This window comes from Streptomyces sp. NPDC059224 (assembly GCF_042754285.1).
Taxonomy (GTDB): domain Bacteria; phylum Actinomycetota; class Actinomycetes; order Streptomycetales; family Streptomycetaceae; genus Streptomyces.
The window spans coordinates 1-21941 of record NZ_JBHZAN010000005.1; the positions used below are offsets into that span (position 1 = coordinate 1).

Genomic DNA, 21941 nt, shown 5'->3' on the forward strand with positions numbered 1-21941 from the left:
GACAGGACCCTCGACAAGTCCCATCGTTGCAGGTCAGCAGCACTCTCCATTTATTTGATCAAGACTCGGACAGACCCACTCGCGAAAGCGCGAGGCTAAACGACGACGCGCCTCGGTTCCGCGCCGAAGGCGACCGGGCCGGAACCGGGGGCGCGACGCGCCCCCGCCAGCTAGGACGAGGCGCGGATCACCAGTTCGGTGGGGAGTACCGCGTGCCGGCGTTCGAGGCCGCGGACGGCCGCGGGGCGGCGGTCGGCGATCTCCGCGAGAAGGAGGTCGATCATCGCGCGGCCCATCTCCACGATGGGCTGGCGGACACTGGTGAGCGGCGGGTCCATGTGGCGGGCGATGGCCGAGTCGTCGTACCCGACCAGCGCCACGTCGTCGGGGATACGGCGGCCCCGCTCGCGCAGCACCTGGCGGGCGCCGGCCGCCATCACGTCCGAACCGGCGAAGACGGCGTCCAGGTCGGGGCGCCGCTCCAGCAGCAGGGACATCGCCCGGCGGCCACCCCGCTCGGTGAAGTCACCGGGGACGATGAGGAGTTCGTCCACCTCCCGGCCCGCGTCCCGCAGGGCGTCGCGGTAGCCGTCGACGCGGCGCTGGGCGCCGTACACGTCGAGGCGGCCGGTGATGTGCGCGATCGTCCGTCGGCCACCGGTCAGCAGGTGCTCGACGGCCGACCGGCCGCCGCCGTAGTTGTCGGAGTCGACGGACGTCAGCGTCTCGGCGGCGGAGCGCGGGCCGCTGATCACGGCCGGGATCTCCAGCTCGGAGAGCAGGTCGGGCAGCGGGTCGTCGGCATGGACGGAGACGAGCAGGACGCCGTCCACACGGTGGGCGGCCAGGTACTGGGCGAGCCGTTGCCGCTCCCGGTCGCCGCCCGCGAAGATCAGCAGCAACTGCATCTCGGTGTCGGAGAGTTCGGCGCCGACACCGCTGAGCATGTCGGAGAAGTACGGCTCCGCGAAGAACCGGGTCTCCGGCTCGGGGACGACGAGCGCGATCGCGTCGGTGCGGTTGGCCGCGAGGGCGCGGGCGGCGGTGTTCGGGACGTAACCGAGCTCCGCGACGGCCGCCTCGACGGCGGCCCGGGTGGCGTCGCTGACCCGCGGCGAGCCGTTGATCACCCGCGACACCGTGCCGCGGCCCACGCCAGCGCGGACGGCGACCTCCTCCAGGGTCGGCCGCCGGACACCCCGGCCCCGCTCGCCCTTCACCGTCATGGTCGCCGCCTTCCGTTCGCAGCATTCAGGCCAGGAATGTAACAGCCGTGATCGGGCCGTTCCCGGCCCCGTCGTCTCCCGGAGCCGGGCCGGGTCAGCCTTGCTCGCCGGCGGCCGGAAGCGCGTTCTGGCGGATCACCTCCGCGTACCAGTGTGCGCTGGCCTTGGGGATGCGGCGCTGGGTGCCGTAGTCGACGTAGACGGCGCCGAAGCGCTTCGAGTACCCGTAGGACCACTCGAAGTTGTCCAGCAGGGACCACAGGAAGTAGCCGCGGACATCCGCTCCGTCGGCGACGGCCTGCCGGACGGCGTCCAAGTGTGCGTGCAGGTAGGCGATCCGCTGCGGGTCGTTCACCCGGCCCTCGGGCGAGACGTAGTCGTCGAAGGCGGCGCCGTTCTCGGTGACCATCAGGGGCAGCTCCGGGTGCGAGGCCGCGAGGGAGGTCAGCAGGGTGTGCAGCCCGCTCGCGTCGATCGCCCAGTTCATCGCCGTGAGCTGGTCGTTGGCCAGGTGGAAGGTGACGTCGTCGGAGCCCGTCCACGGGGAGTGGTCGCTCGCGCCGTGGCCGTCGTTGCGGGTGCCGGCACCGCCCTCGACGGCCGCGGAGACCACGGTCGGGGAGTAGTAGTTGACGCCGAGCAGGTCGATCGGACGGGAGATCTCGGCGAGGTCGCCGTCGTGCACCAGCTCCGCCCAGTCGACGAGGTGCGCGGTGTCGGCGAGCAGGTCCTCGGGGTAGGCCCCGTCCAGGATCGGGCCGGTGAAGATCCGGTTGCCGACCGCGTCGATGCGGCGGGCGGCCTCGGCGTCCGCGGCGCTGCCGGAGAGCGGGCGCACCTGGTGCAGGTTGAGGGTGATGGAGGTCTGCGCGGTCGAGGGCAGGTTCTCCCGCAGCGCGCCGACCGCCTTCCCGTGGGCCAGGTTCAGGTGGTGCGCGGCGCGCAGGGTGGCCGCCGGGTCGGTACGCCCCGGGGCGTGCACGCCGGAGCCGTAGCCCAGGAAGGCGCTGCACCAGGGCTCGTTGAGCGTGGTCCACACACCGACGCGGTCCCCCAGGGCGCGGGCCATGATCTCGGCGTAGTCGGCGAAGCGGTGCGCGGTGTCCCGCTGCGGCCAGCCGCCCGCGTCCTCCAGTTCCTGCGGCAGGTCCCAGTGGTAGAGCGTGGCGACAGGGGTGATGCCCGCCGCCAGGAGCTCGTCGGTGAGCCGCCGGTAGAAGTCCAGGCCGCGCTCGACGGCGGGCCCGCGGCCGGTGGGCTGGACCCGGGACCAGGAGACCGAGAACCGGTAGGCCCTCAGACCGAGATCCTTCATCAGCGCCACGTCGCCCTGGTACCGGTGGTAGTGGTCGGCGGCGATGTCACCGGTGTCGCCGTTGCGGACCTTGCCGGGGGTGTGGCTGAAGGTGTCCCAGATGGACGGCGTGCGGCCGTCCTCGGCGGCGGCACCCTCCACCTGGTACGCGGCGGTCGCGGCCCCCCAGACGAAGCCGGGCGGGAAGGAGGTGTGGGAGGCCGACTGGGCAGTGGCCTCGGTTCGTACGGCGGTCATGGTGAGAACGCTCCCGGAGTGGCGGGGGAAGGGGGGTCGGACGGGGTCCTGCTGCGGGGAGAGGCACCGGGGCGGGGCGCACGGAAAGGCGCGCCCGGCCCCGGGGTACGGCCCGCGCGCGGCGGGCCGTACGGGACGGCGGGCGGTTCGGCGGTGCGGCGTCAGCCCTTGACGGCGCCCGCCATGATGCCTCCGACGATCTGCTTGCCGAAGATCACGAAGACCAGCAGCAGCGGCAGGGTGCTGATCAGCGCCCCGGCCATGACGATGCTCTGGTCGGGCGTGTAGGAGGCGCTGAGCTGCCCGAGCGCGACCTGGAGGGTGGGGTTCTCCTGGTTCAGGGCGAGGAAGGGCCAGAAGAAGTCGTTCCAGGCCTGTACGAAGGTGAGCATGCCCAGCACCATCATCGCGGGCCGGGCCGCGGGCAGCACCACGTTCCACACGATGCGGATGTTGGTCGCGCCGTCCACCTTGGCCGCCTCGATGAGTTCGTAGGGCAGCGCCTCCAGCAGGTACTGGCGCATGAAGAAGACACCGAAGGCGCCGACCAGGGTCGGGAAGATCACCGACTCCAGTTTTCCGCCCCAGCCGATGTCCGCCATCATCATGAACAGCGGGACCACGCTGAGCTGCGGCGGGATCGTCAGGGTGGCGATGACCGCGGTCATCAGGGCGCCCCGGCCGCGGAACCGCATCTTGGCGAAGGCGTAGCCGGCCAGGGTGCAGAAGAACAGGGTCGCCGCGGTGATGCAGCCCGACACGATCACGCTGTTGACGATCGCCTTGCCCAGGTTGGCCTGTTCCCAGGCGGTCTGGAGGTTGCTCCACAGCCTGCCGCCGGGCAGCAGCGGCGGGGGGCTGTCGAGGACCCGCTGCTGGTCGTGGGAGGCGGCCACCAGCGTCCAGTACAGCGGGAAGATCGAGCCCAGGCCGACGACGACCAGGACGAGATAGGTGAGGGGGCCGCCCTTGAGCTGCTGCCCGGCGCCGAGCTTGAGTCGTATGCGGTTCCTGCCCGGGGCGGTGACCGGCGGCACCGGGTCGAGGCCCGGCGCGGTCTTGGTGGGGCTGGTCGTGGTCATCGATTTCGCTCCCGTCAGGCCGCGCTCTTGCGCACGAACCGGCCGACGATCCAGTTGATCAGGGCGATGAGCAGCAGCAGGACGAGCATGGCCCAGGCCACCGCCGCGGCCGGACCGAGATGCCCCAGCTTCCAGCCGTAGTTGTAGAGGTAGATGCTGAGGGTTTCGTACTGGTGCTCGTTGCCGCCGGTGGAGCCGAGCGTGCCGCCCTGGAGCAGCAGCGGCTCACCGAACAGCTGCATGGAACCGATCGTCGAGATGACGATGGTGAACAGGATCGTCGGCCGCAGCGAGGGGACGGTCACCTTGCGGAACTGCTGCCACCGGGACGCCCCGTCGATGGAGGCCGCCTCGTACAGGTCGGTGGGCACGGCCTGCATGGCCGCCAGGTAGATCAGCGCGTTGTAGCCGGTCCAGCGCCAGATCACGATGACGGAGATGGCGATCTTCGAGGTCCATTCCCCGTTGCCCCAGTCGGTGTTGCCGATGCCGACGAAGTGCAGCACCCAGTTGAGGATGCCGCCGTCGGCGCGGAACACCAGGGCGAAGACCAGGGCCGCGGTCGCCACCGACGTGGCGTACGGGGTGAGCACGACCGTCCGCCAGAACGTGCTGGCGCGCAGCTTGTAGTTGAGCAGGTGGGCGAGGCCCAGGGCCACGAGCAGCTGCGGGACGGTCGAGATGACGCCGATCAGGAAGGTGTTGGTGACGGCCGTCCAGAACTCCGAGTCCTGGAGGATCTTGGTGAAGTTGTCGAAGCCGACCCACTCCGACGTGCTGAGGCTCGTCATCTCCACCCGGTGCAGGGCGATCCAGCCCGTGTACAGGAGCGGGTAGAGCCCGAACGCGCCGAAGACGAGGAAGAACGGTGCGATGTACGCGTACGGGGACGCGAGGTCGTCGAAGCGCCACAGCCGGCTGCGCCAGGTGCCGCGTCCGTCCGCCGCGGCACCGGGGCCGGCGGGCGGGGTGGGGGCACCCCGTGTGGGGGTTGTCGTTGCCACGGGGGATTTCCTTCCTGGGGTTTCGGCCGGGGTACGGGGGCGGGGCGGGGGCGTCGGGGTTTTCCACCGCACCGGACCCGGCCTGGGGGACGCGGCGCGCCGGTGTCCGGCGCGCTCTGCCCGCGCGCCCGGCACCGGAACCTCGTACGGCACAACGCGCGGTGCGGGCGGCCGGTGGGCCGCCCGCACCGCGGGTCGTCAGCCGATCACCTTGTCGATCGCCTCGGTCGCCGCCTTCCAGGCGTCGTCGGGCTTGGTGCCCCGCTGCTCCATGTTGTTGATCTGCGTGGAGATCGTGTCCTTGATCGTCGCGTCCTTCGGGCCGAGCACCGCCTCGGGGATGGACTTGGCCTCGTCGGCGTAGATCTGGCCGATCGGGGCGTCGTTGAAGTACGGGAGCTTCGCGTCCTTCACGCTGGCGAGCTCATAGGCGCCCTTGTTGGACGGGAAGACACCGATCGCCTTGAAGACCTCGGCCTGCTGCTCCGGGGCGGTCAGCCACTTGACGAGGTCGGCGGCCTCCTTGGTGTGCTTGCCGCTCTTGGGGACGGCCAGGAAGGAGCCGCCCCAGTTGGCCGCGGTCGAGCCGGGGGCCTTGGCTATGTCCCACTTGCCCTTGAAGGCGTCACCGGAGTTGGTGGAGATCTGTCCGGCCATCCAGGCGGGGCAGGCCACGGTGGCCACGCTGCCCTTGCGCAGCGCCGCCGTCCAGGCGTCGGTGAACTGCGCGAGGCCCTGGGTCAGCTTCTTCGACGCGGCCTCGGCGGCCAGGTTCCAGCCCTGCTGCACGGAGGGGCTGTCCTTGTAGATCGCCTTGCCGTCGGCGTCGTAGTACTGCTGCGTGGAGGAGCTGACCACCGCGTTGTACATGGCGCTCGCGGAGTCCATGAAGTAGGTCCCGGACGGGGCCTTCTTCTTGTACTGCTCGCCGAGCTTGAGGTAGTCCTCCCAGCCGCCCGCGACGGCCTTGGCGACGGAGTCGCGGTCGCTGGCCAGGCCGGCCTTCTCGAAGAGGTCCTTGCGGTAGCACAGGGACATCGGGCCGATGTCGGTGCCGGCGCCGATGACGGTGCCGTCCGCGGCGGTGGCCTGCTTCTCCTTCCAGGAGACCCAGTCGTTCACGTCGATCGTCTTGCTGAGGTCGGTGAACTTGGCCGCCTGGGTGTCGACGACCTCCTTGATGCGCCCCACTTCGATGCCGGTGACGTCGGCCAGGCCACTGCTCGTGTTCAGCTGCTGAAGGAGCTTCGGGTAGTAGTCCTGCTCGTTGGCGGTGGTCTCTTCCTTCACCGTGATGTTCGGGTGCAGCTTGTGGTACTTGGCGAACAGGTCGGCTTCCTTGTAGCCGAACTGACCGAAGTCGGCCACCTTGAGAGTGATGTTCCCGTTGGAGTCCGAACTGTCCGAATCGCTGTCGCTGCTGCAACCGGTCAGCAGCAGAGCCGATGAGGTCAGGACCGTTGTGGCCAGGACCGCCGCTCTGCGGCCACGACCGCCGGTACGGGTGATGCGCATTCCACTACTCCTTGTTCCAGTGGGAACGGGATCTCAGGAATCAGACCGCCGGGGTCCGACGGTCCGGACCTGCCCTCTCGGTGCGAGCAGCGGCCGGCCCACAGCACTCGGTGTGCGGTGAAAAGGTGCTGGTCAACGGGGTACGTCAACGACAGAGGGAAGGACCATGGGGTGGTTCGGTGCACACGGGAGAGGTTCCCCGATTGCCCGTGGGACCGCTCCCATGCGGCATGCCGGAAGACTGGTTCCTGTCGGGCCACCTGTCAAGACTTGAAAACGGCGTTGTTGCCCAAGCGTGTTCGGTACGTCACGGGAATGTGTCGCCCCGCGGAGTTTCACCGGCCGGACACCGGCCCGTCTCCTCCCGGAATCATGCAGGTCAACGGCGCGACGATCCCAGGCACCCCAGGAGTCGCAGCCCAGAAGCGGGCGACGCCGGAGTTTTCCGCCCCGGAACGCGCGGCGCCCGGAACGGACGCCGGAAGGTGAACGATGAGCTTCCCGGACCCCCGGCCGGAGGCAGGTGGACCACAGCCGGTCTCGCCCTTTGCCGTGGGAGCGCTCCCATGCATAATGAGGTCCTACCGACCATGGGAGCGCTTCCATGCCCGAACCGCTGACCGTGACCTTTCCTCCTGCCTTCCTCTGGGGCGCCGCGACCTCCGCCTACCAGATCGAGGGGGCGGTGCGGGAGGACGGCCGCACCCCCTCGATCTGGGACACCTTCAGCCATACGCCGGGCAAGACGGCCGGCGGTGAGACCGGTGACATCGCTGTCGACCACTACCACCGCTACCGCGACGACGTGGCGCTGATGGCGGACCTCGGTCTGAACGCCTACCGGTTCTCCGTCTCCTGGTCCCGCGTCCAGCCGACCGGGCGCGGCCCCGCGGTCCAGGTCGGCCTGGACTTCTACCGCAGGCTGGTCGACGAGCTGCTGGCCAAGGGCATCAGGCCCGCGATCACCCTCTACCACTGGGACCTGCCGCAGGAGCTGGAGGACGCGGGCGGCTGGCCGGAGCGGGACACGGCGTACCGGTTCGCCGAGTACGCGCGGATCGTCGGCGAGGCGCTCGGCGACCGCGTCGAACAGTGGATCACCCTCAACGAGCCCTGGTGCAGCGCCTTCCTGGGCTACGGCTCCGGCGTGCACGCCCCCGGCCGTACCGACCCGGCGGCCACCCTGCGCGCCGCGCACCACCTCAACCTGGCGCACGGCCTCGGCACTTCGGCACTGCGTACGGCGATGCCCGCCCGCAACCAGGTCGCGATCAGCCTGAACTCCTCCGTCGTGCGGCCGCTCTCGCAGGACCCCGCCGACCTGGCGGCGGTCCGGACCATCGACGACCTCGCCAACGGCGTCTTCCACGGCCCGATCCTGCACGGTGCGTATCCCGAGTCGCTGTTCGCGGCGACGGCCGCGGTGACCGACTGGTCCTACGTCCGGGACGGCGACCTCACCGCCGTCAACCAGCCGCTGGACGCCCTCGGGCTGAACTACTACACGCCCGCCCTGGTGTCTGCGGCGTCCGGCACGGCGGCCGGCCCGCGCTCGGACGGGCACGGCGGCGGCGACCACTCCCCCTGGCCGGGCGCCGACGACGTGGCCTTCCACCAGCCCCCGGGCGAACGCACCGAGATGGGCTGGACGATCGACCCGACGGGCCTGTACGAGCTGATCATGCGCTACGCGGCCGAGGCCCCGGGGCTGCCGCTGTACGTCACGGAGAACGGCGCGGCCTACGACGACAAGCCCGACCTGGACGGCGTGGTCCACGACCCCGAACGCGTCGCCTACCTGCACGGCCACCTCTCCGAGGTCCGCCGCGCGATCGCCGACGGCGCCCACGTCCGTGGCTACTACCTGTGGTCCCTGATGGACAACTTCGAGTGGGCGTACGGCTACGGCAAGCGGTTCGGGGCGGTGTACGTCGACTTCGCGACCCTCGCCCGCACCCCGAAGTCGAGCGCGCGCTGGTACGGGGAGGCGGCCCGCACCGGGTCGCTCCCGCCGGCCCGGCCCTCGGCCTGACCCGGCGGCGGCGCGCGGCACCCGGCTGGGCGCGGCACACACAGGGGAGTGCCGCGCCCGTCCGTCGGCCGGTGGGGGTCAGCCGACGGCCGCGAACGCCTTCGCGAAGGCGTCCTTGTCCTGGGTGATCGAGCTGCACGTGGCGTCGGCGGTGGGCCTGGCGCCGCCGGCGCACTGCTTGTCGCGGGTGGCGGACCACATCGACAGGCCGCCGAGGCCCTTGGACTTGGCGAAGCCGACGAGCTGGGTGGCGTCGTCCACCTTGAAGACCTCGGTGGAGACGTCGTTGACGCCGATCATCGGGGTGACCGCCACCGCCTTCCAGGCGGCCTGGTCCGAGAGTCCGAGCACGCTCTTGACCTGGGCCTGGGTGGCGGTCGCGGCCTGGGTGGCGTAGGTGCCCATGTCGCCGTTGTACGAGGGGCCGTAGTCCATCGCCATGATGTTGACGGTGCTGATCCTCACACCGTTGGCCTTGGCGTCGGAGAGCAGGTTCACGCCGTCCTGGGTGAGGCCCTCCGGCATGACCGGCAGGGTGAAGGAGACGTCCAGGTCCGGATGTGCGGCCTGGAGCTCGGCGATGGCCTTCGCGCGGTTGGTGTTCGCCGTGGTGTTGGGCAGCGCGCCGCCTTCCACGTCGAAGTCGGCCTTGGTCAGCTTGTAGGCGTCGACGGCCTTGCCGTACGCCGCCGCCAGCGCGTCCGCCGAGGAGCAGGTGGTCGCCAGCTCGGAGCCGGAGGCGCCGCCGAAGGAGACCCGGACGTCACCGCCCTTGGCGCGCAGGGCGCCGATCTGGGCCGCCACGCCGTCGTTGGCCAGGTCGGTCACCCCGCCCCACTTGGGCGTGCAGCCGCCGCCGTCGGTGACGAAGGCGAGGTTGTAGTTCTTCACACCGGTCGCGTCGGCGGCCGCGAGGAGGTCGAACGCCGGGTAGAGGGAGGTGTCGACGTAGGGGGCGAAGCCGGCGGAGGCGGTGGTGCCGGTACCGCTGCTCTGGGTGGGGGACGCGGTGGCCGTCGCCGTCGCGGTGGCCGTCGCCGTGGGGGTGGCGGAGGCCGTGGCGGTCGGGGTCGGGGTCGGCTTGGCGGACTGCGTCGGGCGGCCGCTGGGCTCGGGGGTCGCCGTGCCGTCCGCCGAACAGCTCGCGTGGTCGATGCGGCACCCGGTCGGGTTCCCGCTGCCGTTGACCACGAAGCCGATGGTGACCGACTCGTCGGCCGCGAGGCCGTCCGTGTCCCACTTCGGCGGCTTCACGGTGACGTGCTGCCCGCTGACCGTGGACTCGGCGTTCCACAGCGAGCTGAGCCTCGCGCCGGCGGGCAGGTCGAACTCCAGCGTCCAGTCCTTCTCCGTGGCACCGCTGTTGTTCGTCACGACGTACTGCGCGGTGTACCCGGTCGACCAGTCGCTGGTCTTGGTGTAGGCGGCGCCGACCCCGGCCGCCTGCGCGATACCGGTGAACAGGAACGCCCCGCCACCGACCACGGCCGCGGCGACCAGTCCGCCTATCGCCTTGTTCCTGCCACTGATGCTGCGCCGGTGCGTGCTCATGCGCGTGCCTGCCTTCGCCTGCCGATTGGGGGGGTGCGGCAGCACGCTAGCGACCGGGAATCGGACAAACGGCCTGATAGGTACGGTCGTTGCGGATCTTAGGGTGCGCTTAAGGAAGGGATCGGGACCGATTAAAGGTCGAGACCATTTTCTCCGGTGGTTCCCCGGTCCCTCTCCTGCCCGCCTCCCCCTGCTGCCTGCGCGAACGGCGCCGGCGCATCGAGCCCCGATGCCCCTTCCGCTCCGGTTTCCCGCCGTCCAGCTGGATCCATATCCGCACCTCGGTCCCGCCGAGCACCGACGAGCCGATCCGTACGTCGCCACCGGTCGACTCGGCGAGCCGGCGCACGATGTCCAGGCCGAGGCCGGTCGAACCGGCCGCTCCTGATCCGCGTCCGCGAGCCATCGCCGACTCGGGGTCCCCGATGCCCTGCCCGGCGTCGGAGACCAGCACGATCACCGCGTCGTCCCCGTTGTGCACGTCGACCGCGAAGGCGGTGCCCTCGGCGGTGTGCCGGAAGACGTTGCCGAGCAGCGCGTCGAGCGCGGCGGCCAGGTCGGCGCGGGCCACCGGTATGCGTACCGGCCGCTCGACACCGGCCACCCGCCACTTGCGTCCCTCGTCCTCCGCGAGCGCCGACCAGAACCCCATCCGCTCGCGCACCACCTCGGCCGCGTCGCATCCGGCGCCCGGACCGGCGGCCGCCGTCTGCGGCTTGGCCTCCCGGGCGGTCCGGATGATGGTGTCGACCTCGCGCTCCAGCTGGGCGACGGCGGCCCGGGTCTGCTCGGCGGCCGGCCCGTCCCCGAGCGAGGCCGCGTTGAGCCGCAGCACGGTGAGCGGAGTCCGCAGCCGGTGGGACAGATCGGCGGCCAGTTCCCGCTCGTTGGCGAGCAGTTGGACGACCTGATCGGCCATCGAGTTGAACGCGGCCGCCGCCAGCCGCAGTTCGGCCGGCCCCTCCTCGGGCACCCGCGCCCCCAGCTTGCCCTCGCCCAGTTCGTGCGCGCCCTCGACCAGCCGCTGCGCGGGCTGCACCATCCGCACCCCCAGCCGGTCGGCCACGGCGACCGAGCCGACGATCAGTGCCAGGCCGACGGCGGCCAGCACCGCCCAGGCCGTGGAGACGCCGTTGGTCACCTCGGACTCGGGGACGTACACCTCGACGACCGCGATGGCGCCGGAGCCCAGCGCCACGGGCTGCAGCAGGGTCGAGCCGCCCGCCACCCCGGTCGTGGAGGCACGCCCCAGCTTCCGGACGGCCGCTATGTCCCGGTCGGCGGCGCGCTGCCGGCCGATGTCGACGGCCGCGCCGTCTGCGGACGCGGGTATGTGCACGGCCATGCCCCGGTCCGCGCCGGCCGAGGCCACCACCCGCTCCAGCTTGTCCCGGTCGGTGGTGATGGACAGGGCGGGTGCGACGGCGGCCGCCTCCCGCTCGGCGTTGGAGAAGGCGCGGTCCCGGGCCATCTCCTTGACCACCAGCCCGAGCGGGACCGCGAAGGCCACCACGACCATCGCGGTGACCGCCAGACAGACCTTGACCAGTGCCCATCTCATCCGACCGGCCCCGCTTCCCCGCCCGGCGGCTCCAGCTTCACACCGACCCCCCGGAGTGTGTGCAGATAACGCGGCCGGGCCGCCGTCTCCCCCAGCTTCCTCCGCAGCCACGACAAGTGCACGTCGATGGTCTGGTCGTCCCCGTAGGACTGCTGCCAGACCTCCGCCAGCAGTTCCTTGCGCGGTACGACGACCCCGGGCCGCCCGGCCAGAAAGGCCAGCAGATCGAACTCGCGCCGGGTCAGGTCCAGCCGCGCCCCGTCCAACTCCGCCTGCCGGCGCAGCGGGTCGACGGTCAGACCGCCGACCCGCAGCACGCTGGACGACGCCGCCTCGCCCCCGCCCGACCGCGCCCGGCGCAGCACGGCGGACATCCGCGCCGACAGGTGCTCGACGGAGAACGGCTTGGTCAGGTAGTCGTCCGCACCCGCGTTGAGCAGCCGGACGATCTCCGTCTCGTCGTCCCGGGCGGTGGCGATGATCACCGGCACGTCGGTGATCCCGCGCAGCATCTTCAGGGCCTCGGAGCCGTCCAGGTCCGGCAGCCCGAGGTCCAGGACGACCACGTCGAAGCGGAAATGGGCGACCTCGCGCAGCGCCTCCAGGGCCGTACCGACGCTGCGCACCGTGTGCGAGGCGTCGGTGAGATGCCGGATGAGCGCCGAGCGTACGAACTGGTCGTCCTCGACCACGAGCACACTTGCCATGCGCCGCACCGTACGCCATGCGGCAGGCGCCGGTCGGGGCCTGTGGACAACCCGGGTCGGGTGCGCACGGCGGTTCCCCTGGGGCAATATGGCCCGCGATGCGCAGAGGACTCGTACACGTACTGGCCTGGCTGCTCGCCACGGGCGGAGCGGTCACGCTGTCGTGGTGGGGTGTCCACACGGTGATGGCGGGCACGGCCTACGACCCGCCGCGCGCCCTGCCCGTCACGGCGGCGGACGACGGCCCGACGACGCAGGGTTCCAAGCCGCTGGCATCGGCCACGTCCCGTCCGCCGAGCCCCTCGCCGACCGCCTCGTCGCGCCCGCCGGCGACCGCGACCCCGACGCCCGCCCGCACTCCGACGACCGCCCCGACCCCGTCCGCCGCCACGTCCGGCACGGTCAGGGCCTACGACACGGACGGCGGCCGGGCGGTCTTCGACCTGGGCGACACGAGCGCGACGCTCGTCTCCGCGACTCCGGGAACGGGCTGGTCGATGCAGGTCTGGAAGACGGAGACCTGGATCCGCGTCGAGTTCAGCAGGAGCACGGACCGGGTCTCGGTGTTCTGCACCTGGCACGACGGGCCGCCGCACGTGCAGGTCGAGACCTACTGACGGGCTTCACCGGAACACCGAGGGCGGCGGCGAGGGCGAGGCCACGGCCACGGCGTCGCTCACGGCGACGGCTCCGCCCGTGAAGTCCCGCAGGGCCCGGCCGTGTTCGAGACGTCCGGGGTGGGAGTCGGAAGCACAGCGCCGGGTCAGCTCCCCGACCGGCAGCGGTACGTCGGCCGCCACGAGCACCGCGTTGCCGAACCGCTTCCCCCGCCACACCCCCGCGTCCGCCACCACCGCGATCTCCGCGAACCGCGCGCCCGCCGTGGCGATCTGCCCCTTCAGGTGCGCGAGCGGCGGTCCGTCCGCCAGGTTCGCCGCGTACGTTCCACCGGGGCGCAGCGCCCTCCGCACCTCGTCCAGGAACTCCGTGGACGTCAGGTGCGCCGGTGTCCGCGCCCCGCTGAACACATCCGCTATGACCAGGTCCGCCCATCCCTCCGGCACCTTGCCCAGCCCGTCCCGGGCATCCGCGGACCGCACCCTTATCCGCGCGCTCGGATCCAACGGCAGTTCGCGCCGCACCAGTTGGACGAGGGCCGCGTCCCGCTCGACGATCTGCTGCGTGGACCGGGGCCGGGTCGCCGCCACATACCGCGCCAGCGTGAACGCCCCGCCCCCGAGGTGCAGCACCTGCACCGGCCTGCCCGGCGGTGCGACCAGGTCGATCACATGGCCGAGGCGGCGCTGGTACTCGAAGGAGAGGTACGCCGGGTCGTCGAGGTCGACGTGCGACTGGGGGGCGCCGTCGATGAGCAGGGTCCAGGCCCGGCCCCGCTCGGGGTCGGGTATGAGCTCGGCGAGGCCGCCGTCGACGGTCTCGACAACGGGCTCGGTGGCGGCAGCCGACCGGCGCCGTGAGTTCCTGGACTTGCCCATTCCGCCATTTTCGCAGGCCGCGGCCGTACCGGAAATTCAGCAGCAGCCGTCCGCCGCCTCGATCAGCCGGGCCGCCTCCCCGAGTGCCCGGCGCAGTACCGCCGGGTCCGTCGCCAGGTCGGCCTCGCCGGGCGGCAGCAGCCAGTCGGAGCCCGCGACCGGCGGCTCGGGGTTGAGCCGCAGTCCACGCCCGTCGGTCCCGGTGCAGGTGCTTCCGGGTACGTCCCAGGCCGCCGCCGTACCGGCCGGCACCACGAAGCCGAGGGTGTCGCCCCCGTCGTCGTGCAGCACCGGCCCCACCGCGTCCCCGGCCCCGCGGCGCAAAATGTCGACCGCCTCCAGGCCCTGCCGGGCCGGCACCGTCACGAGGTCGCACCCCGTGCCGTCCGCCGCCGAAGCCGGCGGCGCCGTCGCCCAAGGATCGTTGCTCTGGCTGGTCTCCATCCCGGCCTCCACCGCGCAGCCCTCTTGCCGTCCATGACCTCCAACGCGCCACCGCGTCAACGGCTACGGCGTAAGTCAGCCGCAAAGGATGGCAGTTCATGGCAGATCGTGCATGAGATATCCGTTTTGTAGCTAAACCCTGCGTCACGGACCCAACACAGCAGGTACGTTCTTGCCCGCCGGAAACTTGGGTCCACTCGGACAACTCAGCATGAGTCCGGCATGGTTCGACGGTTCGCACGAGAGGACCCGGCCATGGCGTCGTCAACCACGACCTCGTCGCAGCCCGATCGGCCGGTACGGCCGAACCACGCCTTCCGGCGGCTGCGCGGCCGGCACTCGCCGGCCGAGTTCGCCGCGCTGGTCCGGCGTGCCGCCCGCGAGATCGGCGAGCGGGTGAGCTGTGACGCGCGCTACATCGGCCGGGTCGAGGCGGGTGAGATCCGCTGCCCGAACTATGCGTACGAACGGGTGTTCCTGCACATGTTCCCCGGCCGCACGCTCACCGACCTCGGTTTCGCGCCCCGCTCGGCCGTCCGCGGACGCGCGTCACGGCCGTCCGAGGACGCGCCCCTCGCCCCCGCCGCCGGTGAGACGCGCGAGCCGGCCGGGCCGTACGACCCGCAGGACAGGTTTCAACCGCAGGACACGTACGAGACGCACGACAACTACGAGGAGAGCGACGTGCTGCGTCGCCTATTCATGACCGGCGGAGGCGCCACCGTGGCCGCCGCCACGCTGGGTCCCCTGGGGTCCACCATCGACGCCGTGGCGGCGAACCGGCCGGTACACCGCGCCGGGTCCTCGCACGCGGCCGCCCTGGAAGAGGCGGTCCGCCGGATCCGGCTGCTCGACGACCGGCACGGCGCGGACGGCCTGTACCGGCGCGCGGCGGCTCCGCTGCGCGCGGCGTACGCGCTGCTGGACGCCGGCGCGACCCGGCAGACGACCGCCGACCGCCTGCACTCGGGCGCCGGTGAACTGGCCATCTCGGTGGGCTGGCTGGCCCACGACTCCGGCCGCTTCGACGACGCCCGCTCGCACTACGCGGAGGCGCTGGCGACGGCGCGGATGACCGGGGACCCGGGACTGGAGGCGCACGCCTTCTGCAACACGGCCTTCCTCGCGCGGGACGCGGGGCGCCCGCGGGAGGCGGTGCGCGCGGCGCAGGCCGCGCAGCGGGTCGGCCGGCCGCTCGGCTCGGCCCGCCTGATGTCGCTGCTCGCGCTGCGCGAGGCGGGCGGCTGGGCCGGGCTCGCCGACCGCACCGGCTGCGAGCAGGCCCTGGCCCGCGCGCAGACCCTCTTCGAGCGGGGCCACTCGGACGCCGATCCCGAGTGGATGAGCTTCTACGGAGAGGCCGAGCTGGAGGGTCTGGAGGCGCAGTGCTGGTCCACGCTGGGCGACTGGCGGCGGGCCTCACGCCATGCGCGCAGGGCCGCCGAGCTGCAGGATCCTCACTTCACCAGGAACATCGCGCTGTACACGGCGGAACTCGCGGACGACCTCGCCCGCGGGGGGCGCCCCGACGAGGCGGCGATGGCGGGACTGCGGGTCCTGGACCTGCTGGGCCAGGTCCAGTCGTCCCGTATCCAGGGGATGCTCGCGGGTACCGCACGGGTGCTGCTGCCGCACCGGCGGGCCGGCGGGGTCCAGGCGTTCCTGGACCGGCACGCGTCGACTCCGAGGGTGGGGTAGCAGCGGGACGGGGCGGCCAGGGCCGGCGGTCGACCGCGGACCGGTGGGGGTTGGTCGCGCTCACGGCGCGGAGCCGCACACCGACGCGGCCCCGCGCCCCGCAAGGGTGCTGCGGCCCCGGGCGTCCTGGTCAGGCCGCCAGGTGCCCCAGGTCGTTCCAGGTCTCGATCGCGGGCTCCCCGTAGGCCCACCCGAGCACCGACAGTGAGGTCGGGTTCAGCCGGATCCGCGCCGCGAAGTCCAGCGGAAGGCCCAGCCACCGCGCCCCGACCGACCGCAGCACATGCCCGTGGGCGAACACCAGTACGTCCCGGTCGGCGGCGCGCGCCCACGCCACCACCTCGTCCGCCCGCGCGGTGACCTCCGCGACCGTCTCACCCCCGGGAACCCCGTCGCGCCAGATCAGCCAACCCGGCCGGGCCGCCTGGATCTCCGCCGGGGTCAGGCCCTCGTAGGCGCCGTAGTCCCACTCCATCAGCGCGTCCCACCGCTCGGCCCGCTCGCCGAACCCGGCGAGTTCGCACGTCTCACGCGCGCGTGCCAGCGGGCTGGTGCGTACCTCGGCGTCCGCGAGTCCGTCGTACGGCGGCCGGTGCAGCCGCTCGCCCAGCAGCTTGGCCCCTCGCCGGCCCTCCTCCAGGAGCGGTACGTCGGTCCTGCCGGTGTGCTTGCCGGACAGCGACCACTCCGTCTGTCCGTGCCGGGCCAGCAGGATGCGCGGTGCCATGGAGGACGAACCTTTCGGGAGAAATTCGGAAGCGGGACACCTCCATCATCACCCACGCCGGGAACGCGCAGGGAACGGGCAACCCGGCGGGCGGTCCCCGCGTCTTTGAGGGCTGAGCGCCCTGCATGGCCGGGAATGCGCGCAACGTAAAGTGTCACGGTCGGCCGCCGGGTGCCGCGCGGACAGCGACCAGAAGGGGGAGGCAGTCGGATGCCGCAGACCGAGAAACCGGGCACCGAGGTGACTGCGCCGACCCGACTGCGCTGGTGGACCGAGTTGCCGCTGATCCTGCTGGTGTACGGCTGCTACACGGCCGGCCGCCTGCTCGCGCGGGGCGACACCTCGACCGCCGTCGACCACGGCCTGACGATCCTGCGTATCGAGAAGGCCCTGCACCTCAACGCCGAGCACCCGCTCAACCGCCTCTTCACGCGGGAGGCCTGGCTCGGCATACCCGCCGACTTCTGGTACGCCTCCCTGCACTACGTGGTCACCCCGGTGATCCTGGTCTTCCTGTTCCGCAGGCGCGCCGAGATCTACCGGCGGGCCCGCACCTGGCTGATGACGTCCACGTTCATCGGGCTGATCGGCTTCACCCTGCTGCCCACCTGCCCGCCCCGGCTGCTGGAGGCGAGGTACGGCTTCGTCGACACCATGGCGCAGTACAGCTCGTACGGCTGGTGGGGCGGTGACGCCAGCGCCCCGCGCGGTATGGGCGGCATGACCAACCAGTACGCGGCGATGCCGAGCCTGCACTGCGGCTGGGCGCTGTGGTGCGGGGTCATGCTGTGGCGTCACGGCGGCAGCCGCCTGACGAAGGTGCTCGGCGTGGCCTACCCGCTGCTGACCGCGCTGGTGGTCATGGGCACCGCCAACCACTACCTCCTGGACGCGGTCGCCGGCGTGTTCGTGATGGGCGTCGGCTACCTGCTCTCGCCGTACGTGACGCGAGCCGCGAACCTCGTCCTGGTCCGCGTGACCGGGGGCACCTCACTGGTCGCGGCCCGCTCCGGCGGCGCGGTCTCCCCGGTTGTCAGTGGTGGATGCCAGACTTCGGCGGGTGAGCGAATCCCATCGCAGCGCGAGTCCCGGCTCGCCCCCGGAGCCGAACCGGACGCCTCCCCCACCGACGCGGGGGACGGCGCTCCGGCACCAGCTCGCTGAGCTGCGCGGCCCCGACGTCCCCGCCAAGGCCCTCGACGCGCGCGCCCTCGCGGCGCTCGCCGCGAACCCCGGGTGCAGGCGGCGGGCGATCCTGGACGGCGCCGGGGTGGACAAGACCGCGCTGGCGAGCGCGCTCGGTGCACCGTCGGCCTTCGGCCAGTCCCAGTTCGCGCTGACCCGGGGCAACGCCTTCGAGGCGAAGGTGAAGGCGGACGGCGGGGCGGAGTTGCTGCGGCTGGTGCGCAAGCACCTCGACCCAGGCGCCGAGCCGGCCGACCGGGCCGCGGTGCCCGACCTGTCCGCGATCGGTCCCGAGGGGCGTACGGCCCGTACGGCGCTGGCGCTGCGCGAAGCCGCCGTGCCGGGCGACACGGACAGCGAGAAGAACGGCGACGCGGGCGGCTGGGTTCTTCTCGACCATCCGATGCTGGCCCTCCAGGTGGCCGGTTCCCCGGCGTTCCTGGAGCCCGACGCGGTGGTCGTGCACCCCGACGGCAGCTGGACGGTCGTCGAGATCAAGTCCTTCCCGATGCTGGACGGTTCGGCGGACCCGGCCAAGGTCGGGGCGGCCGCCCGGCAGGCCGCGGTGTACGTGCTGGCCCTCGAGGAGGTCGCCGCCCGGCTCGACCCCGCCCCGCGGGTACGCCACGACGTCCTGCTGGTCTGCCCCAGGGACTTCTCCAACCTGCCCACCGCCGCCGCCGTCGACGTCCGCAAGCAGCGCGCCGTCACCGCCCGCCAGCTGGCCCGGCTCACCCGCATCCAGGACATCGCCGACACCCTCCCGGAGGGCACCTGCTTCGCCCCCGGCCTGCCCGCCGAGCAGCTGACCGCGGCCGTCGAGGCGGTCCCGGCGGCCTACGCACCCGAGTGCCTGTCCGCCTGTGAGCTGGCCTTCCACTGCCGGCAGCGCTCCCGCGCGGCCGACGAGGTCACCACACTGGGCCGCGCGGTCCGGGCCGAGCTGGGCGGGCTGACCACCGTCGAGGACGTCCTGTCCGCGGCGCGCGGCGACAGCGGCGACCCGGACGACCCGGCGGTGGCGGCCCTGCGCCGCGCGGCGGCCCTGCGGGCCGAGGCGCTGAGCGCACAGGAGGCCGTGTGTCCCTGATCACCACCCTCGCCCGTCTCGAAGCCGTGAGCACGGGCACCGCCCAGCCCGCCGCCACCGTCCGCCACCGGCACCTGTCCCGGCACCCGCTGGTCTTCGTGCCGCTGACCACCTCGGGTGAGGCCGGAGCGCCCCTCGGCGCCCTGGTCGGCACCGACCGCGACGCCCCGCGGCTGCTGGTCGTACCGCAGCCGCGCGACCGTGACCTGCGGTTCGCGTTCCTCGCGGAGCTCGCCGACGTCGTCCTGCCGTACCTGGAGTCCTTCGCCGGCCCGGTCGAGGCCGCCGAGCGCACCGAGACCGACCCGGAGACCGGCAAGCGGGTCAAGGTCGAGGTGGAACTGTGCGCGGACGCACCCCAGTTGATCGTCCCGGGCCGTGCGGCCGTCGAGTACGTACGGCTGCTGGGGCGGTCGATGCGCTTCAGGCGTACGGCGGAGCAGGACCCGGAGACGCCCTACCCGGCCCCGCCCCGGGTGCCGTTGCTCGGCCGCTGGCTCACCCACTTCGGCGAGCGCGCCCGCGTCCCCGGATCCTCCCTCCTCCTGGCCATGACCGACCTGCTCTCGGCGCACTGGGCGACCGGGCAGTCGGGCGTCGAGGACCAGCACCTGGGCGCGCTGCTCGCCTGGATCAGCCCGCCGGACGGCGGCACCGGCGCGGAGGCGGCGCGCGTGGCCGAGCTGGCCCGGGACGGTGACGGTCAGCTGCTGTGCCCGCCGGCCGGCCCGGCCACCGACCCGGCGTTCGACAACAAGCTGCTGGCCCCCGCCTTCGAGCGGTACGACCGCGCCCGTACCGCCCTGGCAGGCGCCGAGGACGGCCTCCAGGCCGACGACCGGCTGGCGATCCTCACCGCCGCCGAGCGGGAGATCCGCGACCTCGTCGCGAGCCGGACCCGGCCCACCTGGGACGCGGTCTGGCGCGGCCTGGACCTGCTGCACCGGCTGCCGGAGGGCGCCCGGGTCGAGGAGCGGTGGACCCGCGACCGCTGGTCGTTCACCGGCCACCGGGACCGGGTGCTGGCCGGTGAGCCGCCGCAGCCGCGCCGGGACGACGCGGTCACCGCCGCCAACAAGCTGGCCACCCGCGAGCGCGAACAGGCCCGGCTGGACGCCCAGGAGGCGCTGGACGACCCGCTGGTGATGGCGGGGCGCCGGCTGGCCGGGGAGGCGTTCGCGGGCGAGGTCCTCGACGTCGTCATGGCGTACAGCGAGGGCAAGCGGCCCAGCCCGCGCCCGCTGGTGACCGTGCGCACGGAGGACCGGCCGCATCTCGGGGAGCGTGCGAAGGCGTACCGCTCACTGGGCGGCAAACCGCAGTCGATGGAGTTCGCCGGGTACGAGGCCGAGGGGGTCCTGGTGCTCCGGGTCCTGGACAAGATGGGCCGGGGCAGGGAACCGGAGGCGGGGTCGGTCCCGGAGAAGGGCGACCGGCTCACCTGGACCCTGTTCGAACACGAGCAGCGCGGCGGGGCGAAGCTGCCCGACCCGGAGGCGACCCCGTGGACCCACGGCGGGCCGCCCGGCGAGGCCGCGGCGGAACGGGCCGACACGGTGACCGAGGAGGACGTGCTGTGACCGCCGACGTCGGATTCGACCCGGGTGCGGCCGCCGGCCGTGCCACCGACGCGATCCTCCACGACACCCTGCACGGCACCGACCGGGGTGTGGTCGTGGACTCCCCGCCGGGCGCCGGCAAGTCCACGCTGGTGGTCCGCGCCGCCCTGGAACTGGCCGCCGCGGGCCGCCCGCTGATGGTGGTCGCGCAGACCAACGCACAAGTGGACGACCTGGTCCTCAGGCTCGCCGAGCAGAACCCGGAGCTGCCCGTCGGCCGGCTGCACAGCAGTGACGCCGACCCGTACGACAAGGCGCTGGACGACCTGCCGAACGTGCGCAAGTCGGCGAAGGCGGCCGACCTGCGGGAGGCGCCGGTGGTGCTGTCCACCGCCGCGAAGTGGGCGCATGTCACGGTGGACGAGCCCTGGCGGCACGCGATCGTCGACGAGGCGTACCAGATGCGCTCGGACTCGCTGCTGGCCGTGGCCGGACTCTTCGAACGGGCGCTGTTCGTGGGCGACCCCGGCCAGCTGGACCCGTTCGCGACGGTGGGCAGCGAGCAGTGGGCGGGCCTGTCGTACGACCCCTCGGCGTCGGCGGTCTCCACCCTTCTCGCCCACAACCCGGACCTCCCGCAGCACCGCCTCCCGGTCTCCTGGCGTCTGCCCGCCTCCGCCGCCCCGCTGGTCTCCGGCGCGTTCTACCCGTACACCCCGTTCCGCAGCGGCACCGGCCACGGCGACCGGCGGCTGTCCTTCGCCGTCCCCTCCGACGGTTCCGGGCCCGACCGGGTGATCGACGAGGCGGCGGAGTCCGGCTGGGGCCTGCTGGAGCTGCCCGCCCGGCACACCCCGCGCACCGACCCGGAGGCGGTCCGGGCGGTGGCGCTGGTGGTACGACGACTCCTCGACCGGGGCGGAGCGGCCCTGTCCGAACGCTCGCCCGATCCGTCCCCCCTCACCGCCGACCGGATCGCCGTCGGCACGGCCCACCGGGACCAGGCGGCGGCGGTCCGCGCGGCCCTGGCGGAACTGGGCGTGACGGACATCACCGTCGACACCGCGAATCGCCTCCAGGGCCGCGAGTACGACGTGACGGTCGTCCTGCACCCGCTCTCCGGCCGCCCCGACGCCACCGCCTTCCACCTGGAGACCGGCCGCCTGTGCGTCCTGGCCTCCCGGCACCGCCAGGCCTGCATCGTGATCTGCCGCGCCGGCGTGACCGACCTGCTGGACGACTACCCGTCGACGGAACCGGTCCAGCTCGGCACGCTCGTGAAGTTCCCGGACGGCTGGGAGGCCAACCACGCGGTCATGGCCCACCTCACCGAACACCGAATCCCCTGGCACCCCTGACACCCCTCCGAACAGACCACCACCACGACCCACCCCACCCGCCGGACGGAGTCCGGCACACCGCCGCAGGCGGCGAACAGAAACAGCCCGGACGGCTGGGAGGCCAACCACGCGGTCATGGCCCACCTACCCGCCGGGTGGCTGTGGCGGCGCC

18 protein-coding genes are annotated in these 21941 nt (G+C 72.6%); 7 read left to right on the forward strand and 11 right to left on the reverse strand.

What is annotated here, in order from left to right:
* Positions 1-170: 170 nt before the first annotated feature.
* The 5 genes from ACFXI4_RS06495 to ACFXI4_RS06515 all read right to left on the reverse strand — a co-directional run bounded on the left by ACFXI4_RS06495 (position 171) and on the right by ACFXI4_RS06515 (position 6379).
* Positions 171-1226, reverse strand: a complete 1056-nt coding sequence (locus ACFXI4_RS06495; protein WP_384988646.1) for a LacI family DNA-binding transcriptional regulator — start codon at positions 1224-1226, stop codon at positions 171-173.
* A gap of 94 nt (positions 1227-1320) precedes the next feature.
* Positions 1321-2778 (reverse strand): GH1 family beta-glucosidase, encoded by a 1458-nt coding sequence (locus ACFXI4_RS06500; RefSeq protein WP_384988647.1) that lies wholly within the window; start codon positions 2776-2778, stop codon positions 1321-1323.
* Positions 2779-2939: 161 nt separating this feature from the next.
* Entirely contained in the window at positions 2940-3860 is a 921-nt protein-coding gene (locus ACFXI4_RS06505; protein ID WP_362728895.1) for a carbohydrate ABC transporter permease, read from the reverse strand.
* Between the two features lie 14 nt (positions 3861-3874).
* Positions 3875-4864 carry a carbohydrate ABC transporter permease gene (locus ACFXI4_RS06510; RefSeq protein ID WP_384988648.1) on the reverse strand — a complete coding sequence of 330 codons (990 nt, stop codon included), beginning with the start codon at positions 4862-4864 and terminating at the stop codon, positions 3875-3877.
* A gap of 198 nt (positions 4865-5062) precedes the next feature.
* Positions 5063-6379, reverse strand: coding sequence for an ABC transporter substrate-binding protein (locus ACFXI4_RS06515; protein ID WP_384988649.1), 1317 nt, complete (start codon positions 6377-6379; stop codon positions 5063-5065).
* A gap of 604 nt (positions 6380-6983) precedes the next feature.
* Here ACFXI4_RS06515 and ACFXI4_RS06520 point away from each other — a divergent pair.
* The gene (locus ACFXI4_RS06520; protein WP_384988650.1) at positions 6984-8411 is read left to right on the forward strand and encodes a GH1 family beta-glucosidase; all 1428 of its coding nucleotides are present in this window, start codon (positions 6984-6986) and stop codon (positions 8409-8411) included.
* A 78-nt stretch (positions 8412-8489) separates the two neighbouring features.
* Here ACFXI4_RS06520 and ACFXI4_RS06525 read toward each other — a convergent pair whose 3' ends face one another.
* The 3 genes from ACFXI4_RS06525 to ACFXI4_RS06535 form a co-directional block, all read right to left on the reverse strand.
* The gene (locus ACFXI4_RS06525) at positions 8490-9962 is read right to left on the reverse strand and encodes a cellulose binding domain-containing protein (RefSeq protein WP_384988651.1); all 1473 of its coding nucleotides are present in this window, start codon (positions 9960-9962) and stop codon (positions 8490-8492) included.
* 109 nt (positions 9963-10071) lie between these two features.
* Complete coding sequence (locus tag ACFXI4_RS06530) at positions 10072-11523, reverse strand: sensor histidine kinase (protein ID WP_384988652.1); 1452 nt, start codon at positions 11521-11523, stop codon at positions 10072-10074.
* On the reverse strand, positions 11520-12230 hold the full coding sequence (locus tag ACFXI4_RS06535) for a response regulator transcription factor (protein WP_384988653.1): 711 nt from the start codon (positions 12228-12230) through the stop codon (positions 11520-11522). Before ACFXI4_RS06535 ends, ACFXI4_RS06530 begins: the two co-directional genes overlap by 4 nt.
* A 98-nt stretch (positions 12231-12328) precedes the next feature.
* On the opposite strand from ACFXI4_RS06535, the gene ACFXI4_RS06540 reads away from it, so the two are divergent.
* A complete protein-coding gene (locus ACFXI4_RS06540) occupies positions 12329-12847 on the forward strand; it encodes a hypothetical protein (RefSeq protein WP_384988654.1) in 519 nt (172 codons plus the stop codon).
* A 6-nt stretch (positions 12848-12853) separates the two neighbouring features.
* On the opposite strand, the gene ACFXI4_RS06545 is transcribed toward ACFXI4_RS06540, so the two are convergent.
* Together ACFXI4_RS06545 and ACFXI4_RS06550 are read right to left on the reverse strand one after the other, a co-directional pair.
* A complete protein-coding gene (locus ACFXI4_RS06545) occupies positions 12854-13726 on the reverse strand; it encodes a spermidine synthase (RefSeq protein WP_384988655.1) in 873 nt (290 codons plus the stop codon).
* Between the two features lie 36 nt (positions 13727-13762).
* Entirely contained in the window at positions 13763-14170 is a 408-nt protein-coding gene (locus ACFXI4_RS06550; protein WP_384988656.1) for a hypothetical protein, read from the reverse strand.
* Positions 14171-14425: 255 nt separating this feature from the next.
* Here ACFXI4_RS06550 and ACFXI4_RS06555 point away from each other — a divergent pair, with 255 nt between their 5' ends.
* Positions 14426-15868, forward strand: coding sequence for a hypothetical protein (locus ACFXI4_RS06555; RefSeq protein WP_384988657.1), 1443 nt, complete (start codon positions 14426-14428; stop codon positions 15866-15868).
* A 130-nt stretch (positions 15869-15998) separates the two neighbouring features.
* Here the strand turns inward: ACFXI4_RS06555 and ACFXI4_RS06560 are convergent, their stop codons facing one another.
* On the reverse strand, positions 15999-16595 hold the full coding sequence (locus ACFXI4_RS06560) for a histidine phosphatase family protein (protein WP_384988658.1): 597 nt from the start codon (positions 16593-16595) through the stop codon (positions 15999-16001).
* A gap of 210 nt (positions 16596-16805) precedes the next feature.
* Between ACFXI4_RS06560 and ACFXI4_RS06565 the strand changes: the two genes are divergently transcribed.
* The 4 genes from ACFXI4_RS06565 to ACFXI4_RS06580 are packed head-to-tail and all read left to right on the forward strand — an operon-like array spanning position 16806 to position 21787.
* Entirely contained in the window at positions 16806-17759 is a 954-nt protein-coding gene (locus tag ACFXI4_RS06565) for a phosphatase PAP2 family protein (protein ID WP_384988659.1), read from the forward strand.
* Positions 17656-18870 (forward strand): hypothetical protein, encoded by a 1215-nt coding sequence (locus tag ACFXI4_RS06570; RefSeq protein WP_384988660.1) that lies wholly within the window; start codon positions 17656-17658, stop codon positions 18868-18870. Before ACFXI4_RS06565 ends, ACFXI4_RS06570 begins: the two co-directional genes overlap by 104 nt.
* Positions 18861-20450, forward strand: a complete 1590-nt coding sequence (locus ACFXI4_RS06575; RefSeq protein ID WP_384988661.1) for a hypothetical protein — start codon at positions 18861-18863, stop codon at positions 20448-20450. The genes ACFXI4_RS06570 and ACFXI4_RS06575 overlap by 10 nt, the downstream gene beginning before the upstream one ends.
* Positions 20447-21787 (forward strand): AAA family ATPase, encoded by a 1341-nt coding sequence (locus ACFXI4_RS06580; RefSeq protein WP_362718516.1) that lies wholly within the window; start codon positions 20447-20449, stop codon positions 21785-21787. Before ACFXI4_RS06575 ends, ACFXI4_RS06580 begins: the two co-directional genes overlap by 4 nt.
* Positions 21788-21941: the final 154 nt, after the last annotated feature.